We start from the raw sequence: 25,918 nt of genomic DNA on the forward strand, positions 1-25,918 counted from the left end.
CGAGCATAGTTTCGAACACCGACACGGCTTTCCGCACCGCCGGACGACGAGCACAGCCACCGTAGGCTGGATCCCGTGACGCGCATCATCTCGGGCCGTGCCGGCGGCCTTCGCATCGACGTGCCGCCATCGGGTACGCGGCCGACGAGCGACCGCGTCCGCGAGTCTCTCTTCGCCTCCCTCGAGACGACGGGGCTGTTGGACGGCACGACCGTCGTCGACCTGTACGCAGGATCGGGCGCCCTCGGGCTCGAGTCGATCAGCCGAGGCGCCGCACACTGCGATCTCGTCGAGAAGGGCCAGAAGGCGGCGCAGATCGCGCGCAACAACGCCGAGCGCGTCGCCCGGGCGACGGGCGCGAGCGCCGACGTCCACGCGATCGGGGTGCGCGCGTTCCTCCGCGGAGCCACGCGCATCTACGACGTCGCGTACCTCGACCCGCCCTACGACATCTCCCCAGACGTCCTCACCGAGGATCTCGCGCAGCTGCGCCCCCTCCTCGCCGACGACGCGATCGTCATTGTCGAGCGCGCAACGCGATCCGGCGCGCCCGATTGGGCTGCCGCCGATCTGCGTCCGCTCCGGGATCGCTCTTTCGGCGACACCTCACTCTGGTGGGGAGAGCCCGCGATCTGATCGCGCCCGTCAGGCGCCCGCGCGGCCGTCCCAGTCCCGATAGGGATCCCATCCCGTCCGTCCCGCATAGGGCGCGCCATCGACGAGCACGGGATCCGTGCTCCTCGCCACCACGACGCCGATCTCGCGGAATCCGGGAGGAAGGACGCCCGGGGCGAATGTGGCGAGGAGCGCATGATCCTCGCCGCCCCGGAGGGCGAGATCGGGGTCGGATCCCAGCTCGCCCCAAATGAGGTCCACCGTCACCCCCGACGCGTCGGCGAGTCTGGCCGCGTCGAGCGCGAGACCGTCCGACACGTCGAGCATGGCCGTCGCGCCGACCTGGGCAGCGACGGGGCCGAGGCCGATCGGCGGCTGCGGGCGCAGCTGCAGGTCGACGGCGGCGCGCTCGCTCTCGCCGAGCTCGGCGACCCGCACCGGGACCGCTTCGCCGTCGGCGTCGCGGAAACGGTCGAAGAGCACGCCGAGTCCGCGGGCGGCAACACCCATCTCCCCCGCGATCGCGACGACGTCGCCCTCGCGTGCACCGGATCGCAGGACCGGATCCCGTCCTTCGGAGTCGCCGAGCGCTGTCACGGCGACCGTCAGGCTCGCCGACTGGGTCAGATCGCCCCCAACGACGGCGCTTCCGGGGGCGAGCGCGTCGCATGCGTCGCGCAGCCCGTCTGCCAGACGCTCGACGTAGGCGATGGGCGTGTCGTTCGGCATCGCGAGCGCGACGAGCAGCGCCGTCGGACGCGCCCCCATGGCCGCCACATCGGCGAGGTTGACGGCGGCCGCCTTCCACCCGAGGTCGTATCCGCTCGACCAGGCCCGACGGAAATCGGGACCCTCGATCAGCGTGTCGGTCGTCGCGACGACCGAATCTGTCGTGCGGATCACGGCCGCGTCATCGCCGGGGCCGACGAGCGTGGCCTGCGCGCGACCGGTGCGCGCCGCGATGCGGCGGAGGATCTCGCCCTCGGTCAGATCTCCGACCGTCGTGTCATCGTGCATCTGACCAGCCTATGGGGCAGTCGGCGCGGCCCGATCTTCTCCCCACCCGTCCAGGAGCACAGGAATAGGCTGTGGATCGTGAAACGCCTGTTCGCGCCCGTCGCCCTCGTGATCGCGCTCGTCGCTACGGGGTGCACCCCCACGGTCCATCTCGAGCCCGCCGCGTCGGCGAACGACCCCATCTGCGCCGATGTGAGCGTGCGCGTTCCCGAATCGATCGGCGACCTGTCCCGCGTGTGGACCGACGCGCAGGCGACCGCCGCGTGGGGCGATCCGAGTGTCGTGCTGTTCCGCTGCGGCCTCGAACCGCCCGCTCCGACGACGATGCAGTGCGTGACGGTCGGCGGCGTCGACTGGATCGTCGACGAGACCGAATTCCCGAATCTGCGCATGACGACCTACGGGCGCACGCCCGCAGCTCAGGTGTACGTCGACACCGAAGAGACCACCAGCAACGATGTGCTGAGCGCCCTGAGCAATGCGGCGAACGTTCTGCCGAAGGACGGAGAGTGCACCACTCCCGACGAGGCCGACCCCGACTCGACCGAGGCCCCCCGCACCTCCTGATCAGGCGGCGCGGCCGAGCTCGACCAGCTCCGTGATGAGGTCGGCGTAGCTCAGCCCCGACGCCACCCAGCACTTCGGGTACATCGAGATCGGGGTGAAGCCCGGCATGGTGTTGAGCTCGTTCACGACGATCTCGCCCGATTCGGTGAGGAACACGTCGACGCGCGCCAGGCCTCGCCCGTCCACCGCCTCGAATGCCCGCGTCGCCGCCGCCCGGATCCGCGCGGTCTGCTCCTCTGAGAGCTCAGCCGGGCAGACGACGTCGGCGCCATCGCCCCCGAGATACTTGCCCTCGAAGTCGTAGAACTCACGGGTCGTCAGCACGATCTCGCCGGGCAGGGAAGCGCGCGGCGCGTCGGATCCGCGCCCCTCGAGCACAGCCACCTCGATCTCGCGCCCTGTCATCGCCTGCTCGACGAGGACCTTGTTGTCTTCCGCGAGGGCGATCCGCATCGCCTCGTCGATCTCGGACGCATCATGGGCCTTCGACACGCCCACGCTGGATCCCGCACGCGCGGGCTTGACGAAGACGGGATACCCGAGCCGCGAGACGTCTGCGCGCACGGCATCGGCGTCGGTTTCCCATCGACGTGCCTTCACCGTCACCCACGGCGCGACGGCGATGCCATCCGCTTCGAGGGCGAGCTTCATGAAGTGCTTGTCCATGCAGATCGCCGAGTCGAGGACGCCACCTCCTGCGTACGGGATCTCGAGGATGTCGAGAAAACCCTGCATCGTGCCGTCTTCACCGTGCAGACCATGCAGGATCGGGAGGACCACGTCGACCTCACCGAGTGACTCCACGGATCCGTCAGCGCGCTCCACCTGCAGTTCGCGCGGTCCCCCCGGCATCGGCCAGCGGATCCGCGTCCCGTTGTCGACCACACGCGGCAGCGACCCGGCCTCGAGCCGGAATCGCGCCGGATCGTCTTCTTCGAGGACGAACTCTCCCGCACGCGTGATGCCGATGGGGATCACGCGGTAGCGATCGCGGTCAATCGCGCCGAGAACGCCTCCCGCCGTCGCCGAAGAGATCTCGTGCTCGCTCGAGCGTCCGCCGAAGAGCACCGCCACGGTCGCTGCTGCCATACTGCGTCTCCTCCTGCGGAGTGTCGTCGTCGGTCGTGAGATGGGGTGCGATGTCGCGAGGCTCCATCGTGCCATCCAGCACCATCTTCACCTGCCGCACGATCGGCATGTCGACGCCCTTCGCGTGCGCGAGCTGCAGAATCGGCTCGACCGAGCTGAGCCCCTCGGCTGTCTGCTCCATGTGATCGACGACATCGTCAAGTGTGTATCCCTGCCCGAGCAGGCGCCCGGCGGTGTTGTTCCTGCTCAGCGGCGACTGGCACGTCGCGATGAGGTCGCCGATTCCGGCGAGGCCCTGCATCGTGTCGTACTGCGCACCGTAGGCGACCGCGAAATCGGTCATCTCGACGAGCCCGCGCGTGATGATCGATGCCTTGGTGTTCTCGCCGTAGCCGACACCATCCACGATGCCCGTCGCGACCGCGATGAGGTTCTTGAGGACGCCGCCGAACTCGGTGCCGGCCACGTCGGTGTTGACGAAGGTGCGGAAGTACGAGTTCGACGCGGTACGCGCGATCGTCGCGGCCGTCTCCGCACTGTGCGACGACACCACGGCCGCCGTCGGCTGCTCCTGAGCGATCTCGCGAGCGAGGTTCGGGCCGCTCACGACCGCGATGCGCGCGGGATCGCAATCAAGGACCTCAGCGATCACCTCGCTCATGCGCAACCCTGAGCGCTTCTCGACGCCCTTCATCAGGCTGATGATCGGCGCTTCGGACCGCGCGAGAATCGGCCGCAGCTGCGCGAGCGTCTCGCGCGCGGAGCGGCTGGGCACCGAGAGGTAGACCTGTTCGGCGGCTTCGAGCGACGCGGCCAGCTCATGCGTCGCGTGCATCGACCGCGGCAGGTTGATGCCGGGCAGGTAGCGCGAGTTGCGCTTCGCCTCATCGATCTCATGGGCGAGTTCGGGGCGCCGCGCCCACATCGTGACGTCGGCGCCGCCGTCGCCGAGGATCTTGCCGAACGTCGTTCCCCAGCTGCCCGCGCCGACGACCGTGACGCGCGCGTTCACAGCCGCCCCGTCTCGGCTTGGCCGTGCTGCGAGGGATCCCAGCGCTCGGCGGGCGCCTTCTCGCCACGCAGCTCCTCGAGCAGACGCGTGATCTCCTGCATGACCCGCGCGGTGGCCTCCGCGATCACGCCCTTCTCGTGCTCGCGTCCGCGAAGATCCGACAGCTCGACGGGCTCGCCGACCGAGAACACGACACGTCGGCGCGGCGGGAAGAACCGCAGACGCCCATAGCGGGGCATGAACTGCTGCTCGCCCCAGTGGGCGACAGGGATCAGCGGGATGTCCCCCGCCAGCGCGAGGCGCGCCGCGCCCGACTTCCCGCGCATCGGCCACAGGTCCGGATCGCGCGTCAGAGTTCCCTCGGGATACACGATGACGCCGCGAGCGTTCTCGACGAGTTCCGTCGCCTGAGCGATCGACTGCGAAGCACCGTTCTTCCCCCGGCCGGTGCGTGAGACGGGGATCATCCCGGTCGCTCGCAGCGCCGATCCCACGACGGGGATCCGGAAGAGGCTCTCCTTCGCCATGAAGCGCGGCGCGCGACCGAGCTTCCACGTCGCGACCGCGACCGTCAGAGGGTCTATCTCGCTGTGGTGATTCGGCGCCATGACGAAAGCGCCGTCGCGAGGCAGGTTCTCCGCGCCGCGCAGCTCGATCTTCGTGAACCACCCCATGACGGGCAAGATGATGGCTGCGAGCAGCCAGAACAGACTGGGGCGGGTCTTCTCCCGCGAGGCCTTCGCCACGCTCAGCCCACGACGTCGAAGTCGGCGCCGAGAGCCGTCAGCTTGTCGAAGAACTTCTCGTAGCCACGTCGGATGATGCCGACGTTGGACACGCGAGAGGTCCCCTCGGCGACCAGCGCGGCGATGACGTAGGCGTACCCGCCGCGCAGATCCGGAACAACGATCTCGGCGCCCTTCAGGGGCGTCGGGCCCGTGATCACGGCGGCCTGCTCGAGCTCACGGCGTCCGACGCGTCGGTAGGCGCCGTCAAGACCCTTCGGGTGCACGACGATGTCGGCCCCCATCTGGTTGAGCGCCGACGTGAATCCGAGCCGGTTCTCGTAGACGGTCTCATGGACGATCGACACGCCGTTCGCCTGCGTCAGCGCAACGATGAGAGGCTGCTGCCAGTCGGTCATGAACCCGGGGTGCACGTCGGTCTCGACCATGACGGGCTTGAGCGGGCTCTTCGCGCGACGGAAGTAGATCCCGTCGTCGGTGATGTCGAACGATCCGCCGACCTTGCGGAACACGTTGAGGAACGTGAGCATCTCGTACTGGCGAGCACCCTTGACGAAGATCTCGCCGTCGGTCGCGAGCGCGGCGCACGCCCAGGATGCGGCCTCGTTGCGGTCGAAGAGGCTGCGGTGGTCGTATCCGTGGAGCTCGTCGACGCCCTCGATGAAGATGACACGGTTCGGCTCGTAGGAGATGATCGCGCCCATCTTCTGCAGAACGCCGATGAGGTCCATGATCTCGGGCTCGATCGCCGCATTGCGCAGCTCGGTCACGCCCTTCGCACGCACAGCCGTGAGCAGCACCTGCTCGGTCGCGCCGACGCTCGGGTACGGCAGCTCGATGTTCGCGCCGCGCAGCCCGTCGGGTGCCGACAGGCGGATTCCATTCGGCTCCTTCTCGACGACCGCGCCGAAGTTGCGCAACGCGTCGAGGTGGAAGTCGATCGGGCGGTCACCAATGCGGCAGCCGCCGAGATCGGGGATGAAGGCCTGGCCGAGCAGGTGCAGCAGAGGTCCGCAGAAGAGGATCGGGATGCGGCTCGATCCGGCGTGGGCGTCGATCTCCTCGAAGCCAGCGGACTTCGCCCGCGCGGGATCCAGGACGAGCGAACCCGGCTCCTCACCCTCGGAGACGGACACACCGTGCACCTCGAGCAGAGAGCGGACGACCTCGACGTCGCGGATCTCGGGCACGTCCCGCAGCGTCGACGGCGTCTCCCCGAGGAGCGACGCCACCATCGCCTTCGTCGCGAGATTCTTCGCGCCCTTCACATCGACCTGTCCGCGCAGCGGTCGGCCGCCGCGGATCTCGAGGACGTCACCAAGTGTCGGCGATGTTCGCGCCTGTTCACTGCCTACGAGCGTCATTCCTGTGGATCCTCACTCATTTCCGGCGAACCGGCCGCCCCGCGTGTCGGAGCGGATCCTCAGCTCACGGAACCGGAAGGGTCCGTGGCCGCCACGCCTCACGGCGGGCCTCGAACTGCGTGATCTCGTCCTGATGACGCAACGTGAGCCCGATGTCGTCGAGCCCTTCGAGGAGCCGCCATCTAGTGTAATCGTCGATCTCGAAGTCGGCCGTGAAGTCGCCGACCGTGGCGGTGCGTTCGACGAGGTCGACCGTCATCTCCACGCCCGGGTCCGCATCGATCGCCGCCCAGAAGCGCTCGAGCGCCTCTTCCGAGATGATTCCCGTGACAAGCCCCTGCTTCCCCGCGTTCCCGCGGAAGATGTCCGCGAAGCGCGTCGAAAGCACGACACGGAAACCGTAGTCACGCAGCGCCCATACGGCGTGCTCGCGACTCGATCCCGTGCCGAAGTCGGACCCGGCGACAAGAACCGAGGCGTTCCGGAACGGCTCCTGGTTCAGGACGAAGTCGTCCTGCTGGCGCCACGCCGAGAACAGCGCGTCTTCGAAGCCCGTCTTCGTGACGCGCTTGAGGAAGACGGCCGGAATGATCTGATCGGTGTCGACATTCGACCGCTTGAGCGGGGCCGCCACTCCGGTGTGCGTCGTGAACTTCTCCATGTTCAGGCCTCTGCTCCCGTCAGTTCGCGATCATCGATCGGCTCGAGATCGCTCGGACTCGACAGCGTGCCGCGCACCGCCGTCGCCGCGGCAACGAGCGGCGAGACGAGGTGCGTGCGGCCGCCCTTGCCCTGCCGCCCTTCGAAATTACGGTTGCTCGTGGAGGCGCAGCGCTCCCCCGGAGCGAGCTGGTCGGGGTTCATGCCGAGGCACATGGAGCAGCCGGCGAAGCGCCATTCCGCGCCGAAGTCGGTCACGATCTTGTCGATGCCCTCAGCCTCGGCCTGCAGGCGCACCCGCGCGGATCCGGGGACCACCATGACGCGCACGCCGTCGGCCTTGGTGCGCCCTTCGATGACCGACGCGAAAGCGCGCAGATCCTCGATGCGGCTGTTCGTACACGACCCCATGAACACCGCGTCGACCGAGATGTCCTTCATCGGCGTGCCCGGCTCGAGATCCATGTACTCGCAGGCCCGCTCCGCCGACTGACGGGCGGTCGGGTCGTCGAAGCTCTCGGGCATCGGCACGCGATCCGAGAGCGACACGCCCTGTCCGGGATTCGTCCCCCACGTGACGAACGGCTCGAGTTCGTTCGCGTCGATGAACACCTCGGCGTCGAAAACCGCCCCCTCGTCGGTCGGCAGCGTCTTCCAGTACGCGACCGCGTCGTCCCAGTCCTGACCCGTGGGGGCGTGCGGCCGGCCCTTGACGTACTCGAACGTCGTCTCGTCGGGCGCGACCATGCCGGCGCGAGCGCCCGCCTCGATCGACATATTGCAGACCGTCATCCGGCCCTCCATCGAGAGCGAGCGGATCGCGCTGCCGCGGAACTCGATCACATACCCCTGCCCACCGCCCGTGCCGATCTTCGCGATGACGGCCAGGACGATGTCCTTGGCCGTGACGCCCGGCTTGAGGTCGCCCTCGACCGTGATCGCCATCGTCTTGAACGGCTTGAGCGGCAGCGTCTGCGTCGCGAGCACGTGCTCGACCTCGCTCGTGCCGATACCGAAGGCGAGCGCGCCGAACGCCCCGTGCGTCGAGGTGTGGCTGTCGCCGCACACGACGGTGATGCCGGGCATCGTGAGCCCGAGCTGCGGCCCCACGACGTGCACGATTCCCTGCTCGGCGTCGCCCAGCGAGTGCAGCCGCAGACCGAACTCCTCGGCGTTCCTCCGCAGGGTGTCGACCTGCGTGCGGCTCGTGATGTCGGCGATCGGCTTGTCGATGTCGAGCGTCGGAGTGTTGTGGTCCTCGGTGCCGATCGTCAGATCGAGGCGACGGGGCTCGCGACCTTCGGTACGCAGTCCATCGAAGGCCTGCGGGCTCGTGACTTCGTGGACGAGATGCAGGTCGATGTAGATGAGATCGGGATGGCCGTCCTCACCGCGGACGACGATGTGGTCGTCCCACAGCTTCTCAGCCAGGGTCCGGGGGTGGTCGGGGATGCCGGTTGCGGCGCTCATGCTCGTAGAAAGCTCCTTGACGTCGGAATGTCGGCCGTCGACAGACTCCGCGACGGGTGGCCTAGAGCGAGATCCCGTCGCGGCAGCTAAGGAGAAGCCTGTTGCACCGCACCCTCTGACGATAACAGAGTGCTCACCGCCGCCCCGCGCCCGGAGCCGGACAGTGAGCACTCTGCTCATCGAAGATCGCGGGACCGCATCACTTCTCCGAGATCGATGCGGGGTCGGACTCGTCCTTGCCCGCACGCGCGTTCGCGATGAGGCTCGCCACCGTCGCGACGACGATCGAAGCGACGATCACGCCGAGCGAGGTCCAGTTGCTGATCTCGGGCGCCCACTCGACATGATGTCCACCGTTGATGAACGGCAGCTCGTTGACGTGCAGTGCATGGAAGAACAGCTTCGCCCCGATGAACGCGAGGATGAACGCGACGCCGTACTTCAGGTACTGCAGGCGGTCGAGCAGATCGCCGAGCAGGAAGTACAGCTGACGGAGACCCATGAGCGCGAACAGATTCGCCGCGAAGACGAGGAACGGCTCCTGGGTGATCCCGAAGATCGCGGGGATCGAGTCGATCGCGAAGATGAGGTCGGTGACGCCGATCGAGATGAAGACGATCACCATCGGCGTGAGCACCTTCTTGCCGTTCACGACCGTGCGCAGCTTCGCGTCGTCGTACGAGTCGTGAATCGGGATGAAGCGCCGCAGCAGCCGAACGAGGAAGGTCTCCTTGTCCGCATCGTCCTGGTGATCCTTCTCGAAGACCTGCTTGACCGCGGTGTACACGAGAAACGCGCCGAAGATGTAGAAAATCCAGCTGAAGTTCTCGATGAGCGCGGCGCCGACGAGGATGAAGGCCGCGCGCAGGACGAGCGCGATGATGATGCCCACCATCAGCACCTGCTGCTGAAGCCGCCGCGGCACCGAGAACTGCGTCATGATCAGCACGAACACGAACAGGTTGTCGATCGAGAGGCTGTACTCGGTCAGCCAGCCGCTGACGAACTCGACGGCGTGGTCCGTGTCGCCGATGAGCCACAGCACGACGGCGAAGAGGAGCGCGAGCGTGATGTAGAAGCCGACCCAGAGGGCCGACTCGCGAGTGGAGGGGATGTGGGGCCGCTTGAGGATGAGCAGCAGATCCGCGATCAGGATGAGAGTCAGCACGACGAGTGAGCCGACCTCGAACCAGAGGGGAATGTCCACGCAGGGTCCTTTCGGGGTGCAGTGACGTCCGAAAGTCTCTCCCCCGCGTCAGATCGCGGTGCGCGCCCGGAACCCCACCGACGGGGTACGTATTGACGGATCACGCAAAGACGGGATACTCCCTCTCGCGCATTCAGCCTACCGTGCGCGGACGGCCACTCCTGCGAGAACGACGAAAGCCCGGACCGAAGTCCGGGCTTTCGTTGTGCGGTGACCCCAGCGGGATTCGAACCCGCGTTACCGGCGTGAGAGGCCAGCGTACTAGGCCGCTATACGATGGGGCCGCATCTCTTCTGTTTTCTGCTCCCGCTCTCGCGGCAACCAGATAACTGTACAACGGGCGCGGGCGCAGGACAAAATCGGGCGACCCCGATCGCGCCGCCCGGGCGTGTCTTCCTGGTCGCGAGCATATTCGTCGCGCCCCTCGAACGGAACCCCTGCCGGGTGGCATCCTCGAGACATGCGCGTCACGAAACACGAACATGCCTTCCTGACGATCGAGAAGAGCGGCAAAACGCTGGTCGTCGATCCGGGAGGCTTCACTCCCGACCTCGGCCCGCTCGCGAACGTCGTCGGCGTCGTCGTCACGCACGAGCATCCGGATCACTGGACCCCCGCACATCTGCAGCGACTCGCCGAAGAGTTCCCGGCGGCGCCGATGTTCACCACGGCCGCGACCGCCACGGCCGCCCCCGTCGATATGACGGTCGTCTCCCCCGGCGACACCGTCACGGCGGGATCCTTCTCGCTCCGCTTCTTCGGCGGAACGCACAACGAGATCCACTCCTCGATCCCACTCATCGACAACGTCGGCGTCCTCATCGACGACGCCCTCTACTACCCCGGCGACTCATACGCGGTCCCTGAAGGCGTCGATGTCCGCCTGCTCGCGGCGCCGACCGGCGCCCCGTGGCTGAAGATCGGCGAGGCCATGGACTTCGTCCTCGCGGTCGCCCCGCATGCCGCTTTCGGAACACACGACGTCCCGCTGTCGGATGTCGGCCTCGGCATGCACCGACAGCGTCTCGCCTGGGCGACCGAACAATCGAACGGAACGTTCCACCCTCTCTCCCCCGGTGACGCACTGGAGATCTGACTCCATGGTTCGCGGGTGCCGTCTGGTCGATCCCGCGACCAGAAACGGCCACATGGCACTCCCGTGCACCCGCGCACGCACGTAGCCTGGCGTCATGAGCGTGACTGTGCGCAGGTGGTGGAGGTGCCGGCTCGACGTCGAGTCGCTCGTTGTCCCGTCGGTCGAGATCGCCGGCGACGAGGCCGCCCGACTGTCGGCGGAGCGCGGACGTCCCGTCACAATCGAGACGACCGCCGAACTCGTGCGCGCGGCGTTCGATGTGCTCTCGCACCTGCGCGTCGACGGGCGCGGCGCTGATGCATGGGCGCCCCTGTCCGGCTTCGTCCGCACCCGCGATGGTTCCGTGCGGATCCATGCGAACTACCCACACCATGCAGAGGCGATCCGTCGGGCGACCGGCGCCGCCGACCGCCCCTCCCTCGATGACGTCGCGTCGTCGTGGCGTGCGGACGATCTCGATGCCGCGATCGTCGACGCGGGCGGAATCGCCACCCGCGTGCGGACCGAGCGCGAGTGGCGGGAACACCCTCAGGGTCGCGCGACCGAGGATGAGACGTGGGTCGATGTGCGGCGCACGGAGTCACGACCGGTGCGGCCCGCCACGGACGCTCCCCTCGACGGGATCCGCGTGCTCGATCTGACGCGGGTCATTGCCGGACCGAGCTGCTCCCAGATCCTCGCCTGCCTCGGAGCCGATGTCCTCCGCATCGATCCTCCCCAGCGCCCCGAGATCCTCGAACAGCACCTCGCGACGGGCATGGGCAAGCGGTCGGCGATCGCGGATCTCTCGGAACGCGGGCGCGAGGTGCGCGAACTCGCGCGCACCGCCGACGTCGTGCTCCTGGGGTACCGGCCCGGATCACTCGACCGCTTCGGCCTCTCGCCCGAGGATCTCCTCGCCGACACGCCCTCACTCGTCGTCGGCTCGCTGTCGGCGTGGGGCGAGCGCGGCCCGTGGGGAGCGCGGCAGGGCTTCGATTCCATCGTGCAGGCGGCGACCGGCATCGCGGACGTCTGCGCCCGCCCCGATGGATCCCCCGGCGCGCTCCCGGTACAGGCTCTCGACTACGCGACCGGGGCGCACCTCGCCGGCCGCATCATGGGGCTGCTGGCGGACGGCTCCGGAGGCCTCGTGCGCGCGAGCCTCCTGGGTGCGGCGCGCACACTGCTCGGGCGGGAACGCATCGCGCACGAGGAGGAGATCCCGCTCGGTGTGCCCGTCGTGAACGTCTCGTCACCCCACGGGGAGCTCCTCACGGTGCCCCCGCCCCTGCTGGTCGACCGGCGGACCATCGAACGCGACGTCGGCGAGTACGGCGGCGCCTCTCTCGCGTGGGCCGGGCCGTGACCGGGCCCGACGCTCACGGTTCAGAACAGTGACCCGATCCACGCGATCCCCGCGCCGATGTCGGCCAGGAGCTCGCGGGTCATCTCCCAGAACGCATACCCAGCCACACCAAACGCCAGAAGGATGACGATGCCGCCGTAGACAGCGGCGGCGCTCCATCCGAACCGCAAACGACGACCCGCGTCCGCTGCTCCGCGCCGTGGCGTCGGCAGGGCTTCCCCAGTCGCACGGCGCTCGTCGTCGAAGTGCCGTTCATCCCGCCAGCGCCCCCAGCGGTCGATCCTGTCGGCGAGCACGCCGAGGGCTTCGTTCATCTCCGTCCAGTCGTCGGGGTTCGTGGTGCCGAGATGCTTCTTCGAGATGAGTAGGAGCCAGTCATCGATGATCTCGACGTCATATCGCGCAACGCGGTCGATCATGCGCTCCATCACATCGGGCGTGAACAGATACAGCGCATCAGGCTCGTAGCCTTCCGGGCAGTACAGCGTGAAATAGCGGTCGAAGCCGCCCTCGAGGCCCAGCCGCTGGCTCGCGTGGGGCGCGTCGATCCCCGGAAGACTGGACGACAGCAGGCTGTTCGGTCCGCGCGCATCGAGGACGATGTGCGGCAGTCCCGTCGGCAGGCGCAGCGCGGCGTACCCCCTGCGTGCGTGTGCGTCGCCGAACAGGGCACCGTCGAGGTCGTCGCCGAGCACGCCGGCTTCGAAGGGCGCAGATCCGCGCCGGCGCACCTGGTGAGTCGCTGCGGAGAGTCTCCCGCCCGCCCGTGAGTCCTTCTTCCCGCTGCGGTGCGGCCGATATCGCATGCCGTTCGCCTCCGCGAGGCGCCCAAAGGCGATGCCCCGCCGAACCTCGCGACGCTGTCGGCGCACGGGCCGCCCCCGGGCGCGGAAGAACACGAATCCTCCCGCGAGCACGACGGGGAGGCCCACCAGCCATCCGGCACCGAGGACCCAGTTGGAGCCGGAGAAGAGCACGAAGACGACTTCGAAGAGCGGGACGACTGCGAACACCATAGTGAACACGACGAGCAGGAAGCTAGCCAGGAGACCGACCCCAGCGAGCAGGATGCCGAGGACAATGCTCGGCACGAAGAGGAGCGCGCGCCACACCCCGCGCTTGCCCCGGCTCCACCCGAGGACCCACTGCACGAGCCGCCAGCGCATCACCGGCGCCGTCACGATATCCGTGATCGCGGCTTTCGGCTCCAGCCGTTCAGCCCTGTCGATCTGGTGCCGCTTCACGAACTCGGCCTCGTCCTCGCGGGTGATCGGTTCGCGCAGCGTCTCGACCCGCAGCGGCGGCCACGCGCCACCCGGCGATCCCGTCTTCACGTCAGCGCTCCGATCGAAGACACGAGCGAGCCACTGTCTGCAAGGAACTCGACGGCGCGCGCGACGAGAATCAGTCCGACGACCACGGTCGCGATGATGCCGAGCACGATGGCGGCGATCGGCTTGCTCTTCGCGAGGCGGCGTCCCTTCGTCGCGACCCCGCGCGGCGCGGGCCGGAGCGACGCCACGGCGGACTCCGTCGATTCCGGATCCGCCACGACGGGGAGGCGCCTCCGGTCGTCGCGCCAGCGACCCCAGCGATCGATCTTCGCCGCGAGGGCACGCAGAGCCTCGTCCATCGCACGCCAATCGTCCGGTTCATCGATCGCCAGCTCATCCTTCGAATAGAGGAAGAGCCAGTCGTCGACGATCTCGACGTCGTATCGCGCGGCGCGATCGACGAAGCGCGCCATGACGTCGGGGGTGAAGAGGTAGAGCGCGTCGGTCTCGTACCCCGCGGGGCAGTACAACGTGAAATGCCGATTGAAGTCGCCCTCGAGCGCGAAGCGCTGGGCGTTCGCCGGCGCGGACAGGTCGGGCAGGCTCGACGAGAGAAGTCCGTTGCCGCTGCGCCCGTCGAGAAGGATATGCGGAAGCGGCGTCGGAAGGCGCAACGCGGCGAAGCCCCAGTTCTCAAGGATCCACGTACGCTGACGCGGGTCACGGGAACGGTTGAAGGTCCACGTACCCATCTCGAAGAACGGCTTCTCGCTGCGCGTCACGAGAGTGCTCGCACCCATCGGATCCCCGACCGTGAAGAGCGAGCCCGGACGCTCGTCCCGAAGATGGCGCCGGTGCGTGTACGCGAGGCCGTTGGCCCCGCTCAGCCGCTCGACCATCACGCCTCGCCGCACACTGCGGCGCTGATTTCGACGAAACATCCCGCCCCACCACCAGACGAGGAAGAACGCGAGAGCGGTGAACGGGACGAGCAAGAGCATGTCCGGCCTGAAGCCGTCCGGGGACGGCGCCAAAAGCTCCAGCACCGCCAGAAGAGGCCCGATCACCGCGGCGATGCTCAGCGCCACCACCATCACCAGGATCACGAGGAAGCCGAACGAGGCGAGGAATCCGCCCGTGATCGCGAGGATCACCCGCAGCGGGCCCGCCTTGCCCACACCCCATCGCAGCATTCCGAACAGCGTCGCGACGAGCGGCGAGAGAGCGCTCTGGGCGGCGGCCTGGATGCCCATCCGCTGCGCGGGCTCGATCCCGTGACGCGCGCGATAGGCGTCCTCGTCGGCGCGAGTCACGCGGCCCGACGTGAGCGGTGCGACATCCAGGGGACGCCAGCTTTCCATCGGATCGATCGCCACGGACACTCCCTCGACTCTGCGATTTCGCAGTGTCCTATCCTGGCACCTCGAACCGCGCGGGGCGCGTCACGCCGGCATGCGGCGTGTGACGCGCCTCAGCGCACACGGATCGCGGCGGGCTGCACCGAGATCGATGCTCGGGTGATCTGGCCGATCTCGTCGCCGTCGACCTCGAAGACGCGCGGCTCGGCGAGGTCGATCTCGAGCGACGCGATACGGCGATGGGTGACGCTGTCGCTGCTCTTCGCCCGGCCTCCGCCGAAGGCTCGCGCGATGCCGTTGTCCCATACGACGTTCTTCACCACATCACCCCACCCCTCGGCACCCTCCGCGTCCAGCACAAACAGGTCGAGCTCTCCATCAGAGGGATCGGCGTCAGGCAGCAGCGTGAACCCGGCCTGCAGCGTCCCGCAGTTTCCGACGATCAGTGTGTGCGCGTCGTCGTCTTGTGTCTCACCGTCGTCAAAGGTGAGCGTCACGCGGATGATCTCGCTGGCCGAGACGGCGCGTCCGAGCGACTCGACGTAGGCCATCCAGCCCGCCTTGTCCTTGAGATCGTCGTCGGTCTCGGTGATCATGTGCGCGTCGATGCCGAAACCCGCCATGACGGCGAAGGCCCAGCGGCGCTGTCCATCCTCGCCCGCGACGTCCGCCCATCCGAGATCGATGTCACGAGCCTCGCCGTCGAGCGCCCGTTCGACGGCCGCCGCGAGGTCGCCCAGCGGAACGTCGAGATTCCGCGCAAGCAGGTTCCCCGTTCCGAGCGGAACGATCCCGAGCTCAACGTCCGCACCGCTCTCGCCCAGGTGCTCGGCGACGGCTCGCACGGTGCCGTCGCCGCCCGCGGCGAGAACCAGGTCGGCGCCCGCGGCGATCGCTTCGCGCGCCGCAGACACGCCGGGGTCGTCGACCTCGGTCTCATGCCACGTCACCGTCGCGTCCGAGGCCGCGACGACGGCCGCCTCGAGCTCGTCGCGCGCGCCTTTCGACGGGTTGAACACGATGCCGATGTGGGTGGCCTGTGACATGATCGCCCTCCTTCTCCCGCGCTCCTCTGTCGGCGGCGGGTGAGATCAGACTAGGCCCGGTTCGGTATCGATGTGCCTGCGAATCCGCCGGATGTGCGCGACTCCCTCACTCGCCGTCGGGCAGCGGCTTCCGCGACGCATGCGGGACCCGCCAGCGCAGCCACAGGGCGAGGATCCGCAGGGCGAACACGAGAGCGGCGACCGCGAGCGTGATCCAGGCCGAGTACCAGCCGCCGATCCAGCTCACGGTGATCAGGGCGGCCCCGAGCATTGCGGGGAGCGCATAGATGTCACGCGGATCGAACAGCTGCGGATCCTGGTTCGCAACGACATCGCGCAGCAGTCCCCCGCCGACACTCGTCGTCACGCCCAGCAAGGCCGCGGCCACCGGGTTCATTCCGTACTCGAGCGCCTTAACGGCACCGGTCGTGCAGAACAGGCCGAGCCCCGCCGCATCGCAGACGAGGAGCGGACGCGTGAACTTCCGCATATGACCGTGGAGGAGGTAGACGATCCCGGCTGCGACGAGCGGCGGGACGAGATACACCGGCCGTTCGAAAGCTGTCGGCGTGAGGCCGAGCACGAGATCGCGGATGACCCCGCCTCCGAGACCCGTGAGCGACCCGAGCAGCAGCGATCCGACGATATCGAAGCCGCGTCGGGCGGCGAGCAGCGATCCGGAGAGCGCGAAGAAGAACACGCCCAGGAGGTCGAGCGTCAGCGACATACGGTTCCCCTCTCCGGGGAGATCATACGACCCATGGACATGAGAAAACCCCCGCCTAGGCGGGGGTTTTTCTCTGCTGGGGTACCTGGACTCGAACCAAGAACGACGGTACCAGAAACCGCTGTGTTGCCAATTACACCATACCCCAAGGGCGCTCCGGCCTTCGCCGTCACAAGTGACTAGCTTACCTGAAGCACCGAATGGCCGCCAATTCGACCGTGCATCCGGGGCGTGTCGCGCTCACTCAGCCAGGCGTACAGCGAGCGCGCGCAGCCGGTCGATCGTGCGCTCACGGCCGAGCAGCTCCATCGACTCGAACAACGGCGGCGAGACGCGTCGTCCCGAGATCGCGACGCGCGGCGCGGCATAGGCGACGCGCGGCTTGAGCTCGAGCCCCTCGATCAGCGCGGCCGCGAGAGCCTCCTGGATGGGCTCCGCGCGGAAGTCGTCGAGCGTCTCGAGCGCCTGGGCGCTCGCCTGCAGGATCCGCGGGGCGTCCTTGAGCTTCGCGATGGCGTCGTCGTCGTACGCGAGATCGTCGGTGAACAGGAAGCCGAGCATGTCGCCTGCCTCGCCGAGCATCTGCATGCGCTCCTGCACGAGAGGCGCCGCCGCCCGCAGGAGCGCGAGCTGATCCTCTGATGGCTTCTCCCCCAGAGCCCCGGCCGTCTGCAGATAGGGAACGAGGCGGTTCGCGAAGTCGTCGACGTCGAGCATCCGGACGTGATCGCCGTTGATCGACTCAGCCTTCTTCTGGTCGAAGCGCGCGGGGTTCGGATTCACGGCTTCGATCTCGAACGCCCCGACGAACTCGTCGAGCGTGAAGACATCACGATCGGGCGCGATCGACCACCCGAGAAGTGCGAGATAGTTCAGCAGGCCTTCGCGAACGAAGCCCTTCTCGCGTTGCAGGAAGAGGTCGGCGCGGGGGTCGCGCTTCGACAGCTTCTTGTTGCCATCGCCGAGCACGAGCGGCATGTGGCCGAAACGCGGGATGAAGTCCGTCACCCCCGCATCGACGAGCGCCCGATAGAGCACGATCTGTCGCGCCGTCGACGGCATGAGGTCTTCGCCGCGAAGCACGTGCGTGATCCCCATGAGAGCGTCATCCACCGGGTTCACGAACGTGTAAAGCGGGATCCCGTTCGGGCGCACGATGACGAAGTCGCTGAAGGATCCCGCGGGGAACGTCACCTCGCCGCGGATGAGGTCGTCGTAGGTGATGTCCTCGTCCGGAACCTTGAGGCGCAGCGCCGGCTGACGCCCCTCAGCGCGGAACGCGGCGCGCTGCTCGTCGGTGAGGTCGCGATCGAAGTTGTCGTACCCCTGCTGCTTCGGGCGACCATTCGCCTCGTTGCGCGCATCGATCTCCTCCGCGGTCGAGAAGCTCTCGTACACGAGGCCCTTCGACATCAGCTGGTCGAGAACCTCGCGATGAAGGTCATGCCGCTCGGACTGACGGTACGGCGCGTGCGGGCCGCCCACCTCGACGCCCTCGTCCCAGTCGATGCCGAGCCACGTGAGCGCGTCGATCAGCTGGTCGTAGCTCTCCTGGCTGTCGCGATTCGCGTCGGTGTCCTCGATACGGAACACGAGCTTTCCGCCGTGGTGGCGCGCGAACGCCCAGTTGAACAGCGCCGTACGAATGAGGCCGACGTGCGGGAGGCCGGTCGGCGACGGGCAGAAACGCACGCGGACGTCAGATCCGGTGGCGGTCGTGGTGCGAAGATCGGGAGTAGCCATAGCCCCTCGAGTCTAGTCGGCGCCGTTGCTCGCTGTGACCCGTCGCACCTGGCGCCCGAGGGGCGCGAGCGCCGTCACGGCTGCAACGACGACGAGCGACACAAGCGCCAGGCCGCCGTAGCCGATCCAGGCCAGCACCGCGCCCGCGCCCACCGCGCCCAGGGCACCCACGAGGTTCATGATGAGGTCGCTGCGCCCCTGCCGACGCGTGCGCAGGGAAGGCTCCGTCGCCTCCGTCAAGAGAGCCGCGCCCGCGACGGTTGACGCGCTCCAGCCGAGCCCGAGCAGCACGAGGGCGATCGTGACCGCCGCGCTCGAATCCTGCCCGATAGCCGCCACCACGAGAGACGCGCCGAGCATGCCCTGTCCGAGGAGGATCGTGGACACCCGACCGATCCGGTCGGCCAGGAGACCGAAGACGGGCGACAGCGCGTACATTCCCGCGATGTGCAGGCTGATCGTGAAGCCGATGATGCTCAATGACGCCCCGTGATTCGCGAGATGCACGGGCGTCATCGCCATCACGGCGACCATCGTGCCGTGGGCACCTGCGACGGCGAGGATCGCGTAGCGGGCGGCGACGGGACGATCCGGCCGCGCGGATCCGTGCCCGCCCGACGCCGCGGTCTCGAGCTGGGCCGCCACCCGCAGAGGGTCCGGACGCAGGAAGACCAGGTACAGGACGACCGCCGCGAGCTGCGCCACGATCGAGAACACGTACGGCCCTGTGAGCTCGGGCATGCCGAGCACACGGCCGATCGCCTCCCCCGGGCCCGTGAGGTTGGGCCCGAGAACGGATCCCACCGTCGTCGCCCAGACGACGAGCGACAGATCGCGACCGCGCGTGGCGTCTGTCGCGAGATCCGCCGCCGCGAAACGCGACTGCAGATTGGCGGCCTGCCCCGCACCGATCAGCGCGAAACCCGCGATGAGCACCGGAAACACCCCGGTCGCTGTCGCGAGAACGACGAGCGCGATGCCGATCAGGGCGATCACCATTCCCGCCGAGAGCGACACGCGGCGCCCCGCTCGGCGCGCGAGGATGGCGAGCGGCACGGCCAGGAGGGCTGCCCCCAGCGTCATCCCCGCCGTCGAGAGCCCCGAGAGCGCGTCGCTGCCGGAGACCTGAGCGGCGAGGATCGCGCCGAGGGAAATCGTGACGCCTGCCGCGATGCCGCCGAGGATCTGCCCGATCCCGAGAACGACGACGGTGCGGCGCTGGATCGCGGCGACGCGATCCGGCCCCGGGACTCCGGTCATCTCAGCTCGCGTCCCGCACGGGATTGCGCAGGATCCCGATCCCAGGGATCTCCACCTCGACGGCGTCGCCCGCCTGGAACGCGCCGACGCCCGCGGGCGTTCCCGTGAGGATGAGGTCGCCCGGCAGCAGCGTGAACGCCGCGGACACGTACTCGATGATCGCGGGCACGTCGAAGATCATGTCGCGGAATGCCCCGCGCTGCTTTTCTTCTTCATTCAGACGCGTGATGACCTCGCCGTTCGCGACATCGAACTCGGTCTCGATCGCCGGGCCGACAGGGCAGAACGTGTCCATGCCCTTCGCGCGCGCCCACTGACCGTCACGCGCCTGCAGATCGCGGGCCGTCACATCGTTCGCGACCGTGTACCCGAACACGACGTCGTGCGCGTCGGCAGCCGAGACGTTCTTCGCGATCTTGCCGATGACGACGGCGAGCTCGCCCTCCCACTGAGTGTCCTCAGACTGCGGGGGCCGCACGATCGCGTCGCCGGGGCCGATCACCGCGGTGTTCGGCTTGAAGAACAGCAGCGGTTCCTTCGGCACCTCGTTGCCGAGCTCTGCCGCGTGGTCGCGATAGTTGCGCCCGACGCACACGACCTTCGAACGCGGGATCACCGGCGCCAGCAGGGCGACGTCGCCGATCGAGACGCGCTCCCCCGTCGTGTCGTACCCCGCGAACAGGGGGTCGCCCTGCAGGACGACGAGCTCGGCGCCATCCACGATTCCGAATTTGATGGCGTCGTTGTGGCTGAACCTGGCGATCTTCACCCGTCCAGCCTAACGACAACGCGGCCCGCACCGGGGCGTTCGGTGCGGGCCGCGCAGACGCGTCTCAGGCGTCGAGGCGGCGGAGCCAGCCCCGCGTGTCCTCACGGCGTCCGTACTGGATGTCGGTGAGTTCCTCGCGCAGCGAGAGCCCGAGGGATCCCTGCGGCTGCTCGTCGGTGAATCCCGCGGCCGTGAGCGTGCCGATGGGCGTCACGACGGCCGCCGTGCCGCACGCGAACACCTCGACGATGTCGCCCGACGCGACGCCGTCGCGCCACTCCTGCAGCGACACCGGCCGCCGTTCGATTCCGTGGCCGCGATCCGCCGCGAGTTCAAGAAGCGAGTTGCGCGTGATGCCGTCGAGGATCGTCTCGGACGCGGGTGTGACGAGGGTTCCATCCTTCTTCACGAACACAATGTTCATTCCGCCGAGCTCTTCGACGTTCCCGTGCTGGTCGAGGAACACCACCTGATCGCAGCCCTGCTCGGCGGCCTCTGCCTGCGGGAGCAGGCTCGCGGCGTAGTTTCCGCCCGTCTTCGCGGCGCCCGTTCCGCCCTCGGCCGCCCGTGCGTAGTTCTCACTCAGCCAGATCGACACCGGCGTGACACCGCCCGAGAAGTAGGATCCGGCCGGGCTGCCGATCACGTAGAAGCCGTACTTCTTCGCCGGACGGACACCGAGGAAGGCCTCCTTGGCGAACATGAAGGGCCGCAGGTAGAGGGTCTGCTCAGCTCCACCCGGCACCCAGTCGGCATCCACCGCGATGAGCTCGTGAAGCGCCTGCAGGAAGTACTCCTCAGGCAGCTCGGGCATCGACAGGCGGCGCGCGCTGCGGTTGAAGCGCCGCGCGTTCTGCTCGGGCCGGAACGTGTAGATGCCGCCGTCCGCGTGCCGATACGCCTTCATCCCCTCGAAGACCTCCTGCGCGTAGTGCAGGACGGCGGAGGCCGGGTCCAGTGAGATCGGCCCGTACGGCTGCACGCGCGGACGGTGCCATCCGCCCTTCTCGGACCAGCAGATGTCGACCATGTGGTCGGTGAAGACGGTCCCGAAGCCCGGGTCCGTGAGCTTCTCCTCGCGTTCGGCAGGCGACGCCGCCGCGAGATTCTTCGTGACCTGGAACGCGAGACGGCCGGGCTCAGTGTTCGATGCGGGGTCGGTCATGATCGTGTGTTCTTCCTGTCTGCGCGTCGGTTCGCGCGAAAACCGTGTCAGTGCTGGAGGCGCGCCGCGATGGCGTCGCCGATCTGCGTCGTCGTGCGCACCTCGTCGGTGCGAGCGGCGATGTCCTCTTCGACCGCTCTCGTGACGCGCGCGGCCTCATCCGGATACCCGAGGTGGTCGAGCATGAGAGCGATCGAGCTGATCGCGGCGGTGGGATCAGCCTTCGCGAGGCCCGCGATGTCGGGCGCCGAACCGTGGACGGGCTCGAACATCGACGGGAAGTCTCCCGCCGGGTTGAGGTTCCCCGAGGCGGAGAGACCGATGCCGCCGGTGATCGCCCCGGCGAGGTCAGTGAGGATGTCGCCGAAGAGGTTGTCGGTGACGATGACGTCGAAGCGACTGGGGTCGTCGACCATGTGGATGGTCGCGGCGTCGACGTGCATGTAGTCTACGGCCACCTCGGGGTGCTGCTCCGCGACCTCGCCGACGATCCGGCTCCACAGCTTGCCCGCGTTGACCATGACGTTCGTCTTGTGCACGAGCGTCAGCTTCTTCCGCCGCTTCTCGGCCAGGTCGAAGGCGTATTCGACGACGCGGCGTACGCCGTGCGCGGTGTTGACGCCCAGCTCATTCGCGATCTCGTGCGGGGTGCCCGGGCGCAGGACGCCACCGTTGCCGACGTACGCACCTTCCGTACCCTCGCGGACGACGACGAAGTCGACCTCACCCGGATCCTTCAGCGGGCCCGGCACCTGCGGGAAGAGCTTCGACGGGCGCAGGTTCACGTAGTGGTCGAGCGCGAAGCGGAGCCCGAGAAGCAGACCGCGCTCGATGTTCGCTCCGGCGAGCCGCGGGTCGTTGGGAACGCCGCCGACGGCGCCGAGCAGAATCGCGTCGTGAGCCGAGATCGCCGCGAGATCCTCGTCTGTGAGAACGTCACCGGTGGCGAGGAAACGGTCGGCTCCGAGCGAGAACCGCGTCTTCTCGAAGGAGACGTCGCTGCCGACCGTGACGGCGTCGAGCGCCTTCTCGGCCTCCGCGATGACCTCTGGCCCGATGCCGTCACCGGGAATGACGGCCAGTTTCACGACACGCGACATAGGACTCCTTCAGCTCTGCGGTCACGACCGCCGTCCGGCGTCAGCGAGGCGCGGACAGGCGGCTTCGTCCCAGCGTAGCGGCAGAGACGACGCACGCCAGAGCCAGCAGCACGGCGCCGATGAGACACGTCGCGACGACGCCCCCGTCGAACGCCACTGTCGCAGCTTCCCGGAGAGCGGCACCGACGGATCCGCCGAGCTCGTCGGCCTCGTTCATGGCTCCCGCGAGGGTCTCCCGCGCGTGGGCGGCGGCGTCCGTGGGAACTCCGGAGGGGATCACGAGCGTCGACCGGTACCAGGCGGTGAGGAGCCCGCCGAGGATCGACGTGCCGAGAACGGCGCCGAACTCGTATGCCGTCTCGCTGATCGCACTCGCCGCGCCCGCCTTCTCGGGCGGCGCCGACGAGATGATGAGCTCGCCGGACACCGTCTGCGCGGCCCCCGCGCCCGCGCCCATGAGGACGAACGCCCACACGAGCATCCACACATCGTCCGCTCCCGCGATGGCGACGAGCAGCAGACCGGCGACGGCGATCACGAGCACGGCCGGCACAACCCGCGAGGCCGGGAACCTGCTCGCGAAGGGGGTGACAAGGAAGCCGCTCGCGATCGACATCACGGCGCCCGGGATCAGCGCGATCCCGGCGAGCATCGGCGACAGCCCGGCGATCATCTGCAGGTGCTGCGAGACGAAGTACAGGAACCCGATGTACGCCATGATGCAGCACAGGTTCACGACGAGAGATCCCGAGAACTTCGGCCGACGGAAGAGGGACAGGTCGAGCATGGGATGCGGGATCCGGCGCTGACGACGCACGAAGAGCCATCCGAACACGAGACCGATAAAGACCGGCACGATGCCGATCCATCCAGCGACCGCGATCTCCTTGATGCCGTAGGCGAGCGGCCCGAGCGCGAACATCGACAGGACGATGCCCCACCCATCGACGGGTCCCGGCTGGGGGTCACGGCTCTCGCGGACGAAGAACGGCGCGAGCAGGAGCATGAGCGCGAGGATCGGCACGGCGATGAGGAAGACGCTCTGCCACGGAAGATTCTCGATGAGGAATCCGCCGATGATCGGCCCGAGCGCGCCGCCGGCGGCCCACATGCCGGCCCAGGCCGCGATCGCGATGCGGCGCTGCTCACGGTGGCGGAACGTCGACCGGAGCAGCGACATCGTCGACGGCATGAGCGCGGCCCCGAAGATGCCCATGGCGGCACGCGCCGCGATCAACCACTCCGCCGTGGGCGCGAACGCGGCAGCGACCGAGACGAGCGTGAAGCCGATCGCGCCCGTGAGAAGGATCCGTCGGCGGCCGATGCGATCGCCGAGGCTCCCCGCCGTGACGAGCAGGCCGGCGAGGACGAGCGAGTAGGCGTCGATGATCCACAGCTGCGCGGCCGCCGACGGCTCAAGGTCTCGCGCGATGGCCGGCAGAGCGAAGTTCAGGATCGTGTTGTCCATCGACACGAGCAGCACCGGCAGCATGAGAACCACGAGCGCAGCCCACCCCCGCCAGTCGGCGCGCGGTCCGTCGGTCGCGATCGCGTCGGTGGAAGTGCTCACGGGATCCGATCCTCGCCGATCGTGCTGAGGGAACGCAGAGCGCGGCGCGCCCCGCTCACCGTCCTGTGAGCGGGGCGCGCCGGAGTCGGGTGCGTCAGTCCTCGACGATCTCGATCTGCCGGATGATGCGCGCGTCGATGACGTCGGCGATGGAGTCGATGACCTCGTCAGGAACGCGCTTGTCGACCGTCACGACCGACAGCGCCTCGTCGTTCTCGCTGCGTGCCACCTGCAGACCGTCGATGTTGATGCCGTTGTCGCCGAACTTCTCGGCGTACACGGCCACGATGCCGGGGCGGTCCTTGTAGATGATGACGAGGTGGTGGTCGGCGAGCGGCGCGTCGAGCTCGTAGCCGTTGATCCCGACGAGCTTCTGCACCATGCGGGTGCCCGCGAGGGTGCCGGCGACGGACAGGACGGTGCCGTCCGCGAGGGTTCCCGTGAGCGTCGTGAGGTTGCGGAACTCGGGGCTCTCGCGCTCGACGGTCATCCGCGTCTCGATCCCCCGCTGCTCGGCGAGGACGGGAGCGTTGACGTACGACACCTTCTCGCTCACGACGCTCGTGAGGATCCCCTTGAGCGCCGCGAGCTTGTAGACGCTCACGTCGTAGTCAGCGAGCTCGCCGCGCACATCGACCTCGAGGCTCGTGAGGGCGCCGTGCGCGATGCCGCTGAACACCTGTCCGAGCTTCTCGACGAGCGCGATGCCGGGGCGCACGAACGGATCGATCGCACCACCGGCGACGTTGACGGCGTCGGGCACGAGGTCGCCCTCGAGCGCGAGCTTGACCGACTTGGCGACAGAGACACCGGCCTTCTCCTGCGCCTCCTCCGTCGAGGCGCCGAGGTGGGGCGTGACGACGGCGCGCGCCTGGCCCGTCAGGGAGGTGTCTGCGGGCGGCTCGCTCGTGAACACGTCGATGCCCGCACCGGCGATCTCGCCAGCCTCAAGCGCCGCGGCGAGGGCGTCTTCGTCGATGAGCCCGCCGCGAGCGACGTTGACGACGTACGCCGACTTCTTCATCGCCTTCAGCTCTGCCTCGCCGATCATGCCGGTCGTCTCGGGCGTCTTCGGCATGTGGATCGTGAGGAAGTCGGCCTGCGCGACGAGCTCGTCGAGCTCGAGCAGCTCGACGCCGAGCTGCTGCGCGCGCGCCGCCGTGACGTAGGGGTCGTAGGCGACCAGGCGCATCCCGAACGCCTGCATGCGAGCGGCAACGAGCGCGCCGATGCGACCGAGCCCGACGACGCCGAGCGTCTTCTCGTACAGCTCGACCCCCGTGAAGGAGCTGCGCTTCCACTCGCCCGAGGCGAGGGAGGCGTTCGCCGCGGGGATGTTCCGCGCAAGGCTGACGATGTGCCCGCAGGTGAGCTCGGCGGCCGAGATGATGTTCGACGTCGGCGCGTTGACGACCATCACACCGGCCGTCGTGGCGGCCTTGATGTCGACGTTGTCGAGGCCGACGCCGGCGCGTGCGATGACCTTGAGGTGCGGCGCGTGCGCGAGCGCCTCCTCATCCATCTTCGTCGCCGAGCGGATCAGCACGGCGTTCGCCTCGCTCAGCGCGTCGAACAGGGCGGGGCGGTCGGTTCCGTCGACCGTGCGCACATCGAAATCAGGACCGAGTGCCTCGATCGTGGCGGGTGAGAGCTGTTCTGCGAGCAGGACGACGGGCTTCGACAATGTGGAATCCTTCGGAGTGACGCTGCGGTGG

General features: G+C 68.3%; 23 protein-coding genes and 2 tRNA genes. 4 read left to right on the forward strand and 21 right to left on the reverse strand.

From position 1 onward, the window contains the following. The first annotated feature begins 75 nt into the window (after positions 1–75). The gene (locus tag C0012_RS00295) at positions 76–636 is read left to right on the forward strand and encodes an RsmD family RNA methyltransferase (RefSeq protein WP_110588729.1); all 561 of its coding nucleotides are present in this window, start codon (positions 76–78) and stop codon (positions 634–636) included. Between the two features lie 9 nt (positions 637–645). On the opposite strand, the gene thiL is transcribed toward C0012_RS00295, so the two are convergent. Further along, positions 646–1,632 carry a thiamine-phosphate kinase gene (gene thiL, locus C0012_RS00300; protein ID WP_110588728.1) on the reverse strand — a complete coding sequence of 329 codons (987 nt, stop codon included), beginning with the start codon at positions 1,630–1,632 and terminating at the stop codon, positions 646–648. A 78-nt stretch (positions 1,633–1,710) separates the two neighbouring features. Here thiL and C0012_RS00305 point away from each other — a divergent pair, with 78 nt between their 5' ends. Next, a complete protein-coding gene (locus C0012_RS00305; RefSeq protein WP_232527714.1) occupies positions 1,711–2,199 on the forward strand; it encodes a DUF3515 family protein in 489 nt (162 codons plus the stop codon). Here C0012_RS00305 and C0012_RS00310 read toward each other — a convergent pair whose 3' ends face one another. From C0012_RS00310 to C0012_RS00345, 8 genes are all read right to left on the reverse strand, one after another. Continuing rightward, complete coding sequence (locus tag C0012_RS00310) at positions 2,200–3,288, reverse strand: D-alanine--D-alanine ligase family protein (protein WP_110588727.1); 1,089 nt, start codon at positions 3,286–3,288, stop codon at positions 2,200–2,202. Further along, entirely contained in the window at positions 3,194–4,300 is a 1,107-nt protein-coding gene (locus C0012_RS00315) for an NAD(P)H-dependent glycerol-3-phosphate dehydrogenase (protein WP_110588726.1), read from the reverse strand. Before C0012_RS00315 ends, C0012_RS00310 begins: the two co-directional genes overlap by 95 nt. Continuing rightward, a complete protein-coding gene (locus tag C0012_RS00320; protein WP_408631129.1) occupies positions 4,297–5,052 on the reverse strand; it encodes a lysophospholipid acyltransferase family protein in 756 nt (251 codons plus the stop codon). Before C0012_RS00320 ends, C0012_RS00315 begins: the two co-directional genes overlap by 4 nt. Then, positions 5,049–6,410, reverse strand: a complete 1,362-nt coding sequence (gene murA / locus C0012_RS00325; protein ID WP_110588725.1) for a UDP-N-acetylglucosamine 1-carboxyvinyltransferase — start codon at positions 6,408–6,410, stop codon at positions 5,049–5,051. The genes C0012_RS00320 and murA overlap by 4 nt, the downstream gene beginning before the upstream one ends. A gap of 64 nt (positions 6,411–6,474) precedes the next feature. After that, a complete protein-coding gene (leuD, locus tag C0012_RS00330) occupies positions 6,475–7,071 on the reverse strand; it encodes a 3-isopropylmalate dehydratase small subunit (RefSeq protein WP_110588724.1) in 597 nt (198 codons plus the stop codon). 2 nt (positions 7,072–7,073) lie between these two features. Next, a complete protein-coding gene (gene leuC / locus C0012_RS00335) occupies positions 7,074–8,540 on the reverse strand; it encodes a 3-isopropylmalate dehydratase large subunit (protein WP_110588723.1) in 1,467 nt (488 codons plus the stop codon). A gap of 199 nt (positions 8,541–8,739) precedes the next feature. Next, entirely contained in the window at positions 8,740–9,747 is a 1,008-nt protein-coding gene (locus C0012_RS00340) for a TerC family protein (protein ID WP_110588722.1), read from the reverse strand. Positions 9,748–9,958: 211 nt separating this feature from the next. Beyond that, positions 9,959–10,031, reverse strand: a tRNA-Glu gene (locus C0012_RS00345). A 176-nt stretch (positions 10,032–10,207) separates the two neighbouring features. Between C0012_RS00345 and C0012_RS00350 the strand changes: the two genes are divergently transcribed. Both C0012_RS00350 and C0012_RS00355 read left to right on the forward strand, forming a co-directional pair. Continuing rightward, positions 10,208–10,843, forward strand: a complete 636-nt coding sequence (locus tag C0012_RS00350) for an MBL fold metallo-hydrolase (protein ID WP_110588721.1) — start codon at positions 10,208–10,210, stop codon at positions 10,841–10,843. A 94-nt stretch (positions 10,844–10,937) separates the two neighbouring features. Then, the gene (locus C0012_RS00355; protein ID WP_110588720.1) at positions 10,938–12,191 is read left to right on the forward strand and encodes a CoA transferase; all 1,254 of its coding nucleotides are present in this window, start codon (positions 10,938–10,940) and stop codon (positions 12,189–12,191) included. 20 nt (positions 12,192–12,211) lie between these two features. Here the strand turns inward: C0012_RS00355 and C0012_RS00360 are convergent, their stop codons facing one another. The 12 genes from C0012_RS00360 to serA all read right to left on the reverse strand — a co-directional run bounded on the left by C0012_RS00360 (position 12,212) and on the right by serA (position 25,887). Next, a complete protein-coding gene (locus tag C0012_RS00360) occupies positions 12,212–13,525 on the reverse strand; it encodes a hypothetical protein (RefSeq protein WP_110588719.1) in 1,314 nt (437 codons plus the stop codon). Then, the gene (locus C0012_RS00365; protein WP_162621820.1) at positions 13,522–14,841 is read right to left on the reverse strand and encodes a hypothetical protein; all 1,320 of its coding nucleotides are present in this window, start codon (positions 14,839–14,841) and stop codon (positions 13,522–13,524) included. The genes C0012_RS00360 and C0012_RS00365 overlap by 4 nt, the downstream gene beginning before the upstream one ends. Positions 14,842–14,936: 95 nt before the next feature. Further along, the gene (locus tag C0012_RS00370; RefSeq protein WP_110588717.1) at positions 14,937–15,869 is read right to left on the reverse strand and encodes a diacylglycerol/lipid kinase family protein; all 933 of its coding nucleotides are present in this window, start codon (positions 15,867–15,869) and stop codon (positions 14,937–14,939) included. A gap of 106 nt (positions 15,870–15,975) precedes the next feature. Then, positions 15,976–16,596, reverse strand: coding sequence for a trimeric intracellular cation channel family protein (locus tag C0012_RS00375; RefSeq protein ID WP_110588716.1), 621 nt, complete (start codon positions 16,594–16,596; stop codon positions 15,976–15,978). 76 nt (positions 16,597–16,672) lie between these two features. Then, positions 16,673–16,744 (reverse strand) — tRNA-Gln (locus C0012_RS00380). A gap of 92 nt (positions 16,745–16,836) precedes the next feature. Further along, complete coding sequence (gene gltX, locus C0012_RS00385) at positions 16,837–18,339, reverse strand: glutamate--tRNA ligase (protein ID WP_110588715.1); 1,503 nt, start codon at positions 18,337–18,339, stop codon at positions 16,837–16,839. A gap of 12 nt (positions 18,340–18,351) precedes the next feature. Beyond that, the gene (locus C0012_RS00390) at positions 18,352–19,599 is read right to left on the reverse strand and encodes an MFS transporter (RefSeq protein ID WP_110588714.1); all 1,248 of its coding nucleotides are present in this window, start codon (positions 19,597–19,599) and stop codon (positions 18,352–18,354) included. Position 19,600: 1 nt separating this feature from the next. Next, the gene (locus C0012_RS00395) at positions 19,601–20,368 is read right to left on the reverse strand and encodes a fumarylacetoacetate hydrolase family protein (protein ID WP_110588713.1); all 768 of its coding nucleotides are present in this window, start codon (positions 20,366–20,368) and stop codon (positions 19,601–19,603) included. A 64-nt stretch (positions 20,369–20,432) separates the two neighbouring features. Then, positions 20,433–21,533 (reverse strand): branched-chain amino acid aminotransferase, encoded by a 1,101-nt coding sequence (locus C0012_RS00400; RefSeq protein ID WP_110588712.1) that lies wholly within the window; start codon positions 21,531–21,533, stop codon positions 20,433–20,435. A 47-nt stretch (positions 21,534–21,580) separates the two neighbouring features. Further along, on the reverse strand, positions 21,581–22,633 hold the full coding sequence (locus C0012_RS00405; protein WP_110588711.1) for a 3-isopropylmalate dehydrogenase: 1,053 nt from the start codon (positions 22,631–22,633) through the stop codon (positions 21,581–21,583). Between the two features lie 40 nt (positions 22,634–22,673). Beyond that, entirely contained in the window at positions 22,674–24,203 is a 1,530-nt protein-coding gene (locus C0012_RS00410; RefSeq protein ID WP_232527716.1) for an MFS transporter, read from the reverse strand. A 94-nt stretch (positions 24,204–24,297) separates the two neighbouring features. Beyond that, complete coding sequence (gene serA, locus C0012_RS00415; protein WP_110588710.1) at positions 24,298–25,887, reverse strand: phosphoglycerate dehydrogenase; 1,590 nt, start codon at positions 25,885–25,887, stop codon at positions 24,298–24,300. Between the last annotated feature and the right edge of the window lie 31 nt (positions 25,888–25,918).

Origin of the sequence: Microbacterium suaedae (genome assembly GCF_003254645.1) — a bacterium.
In the GTDB taxonomy this organism is placed as follows: domain Bacteria; phylum Actinomycetota; class Actinomycetes; order Actinomycetales; family Microbacteriaceae; genus Microbacterium; species Microbacterium suaedae.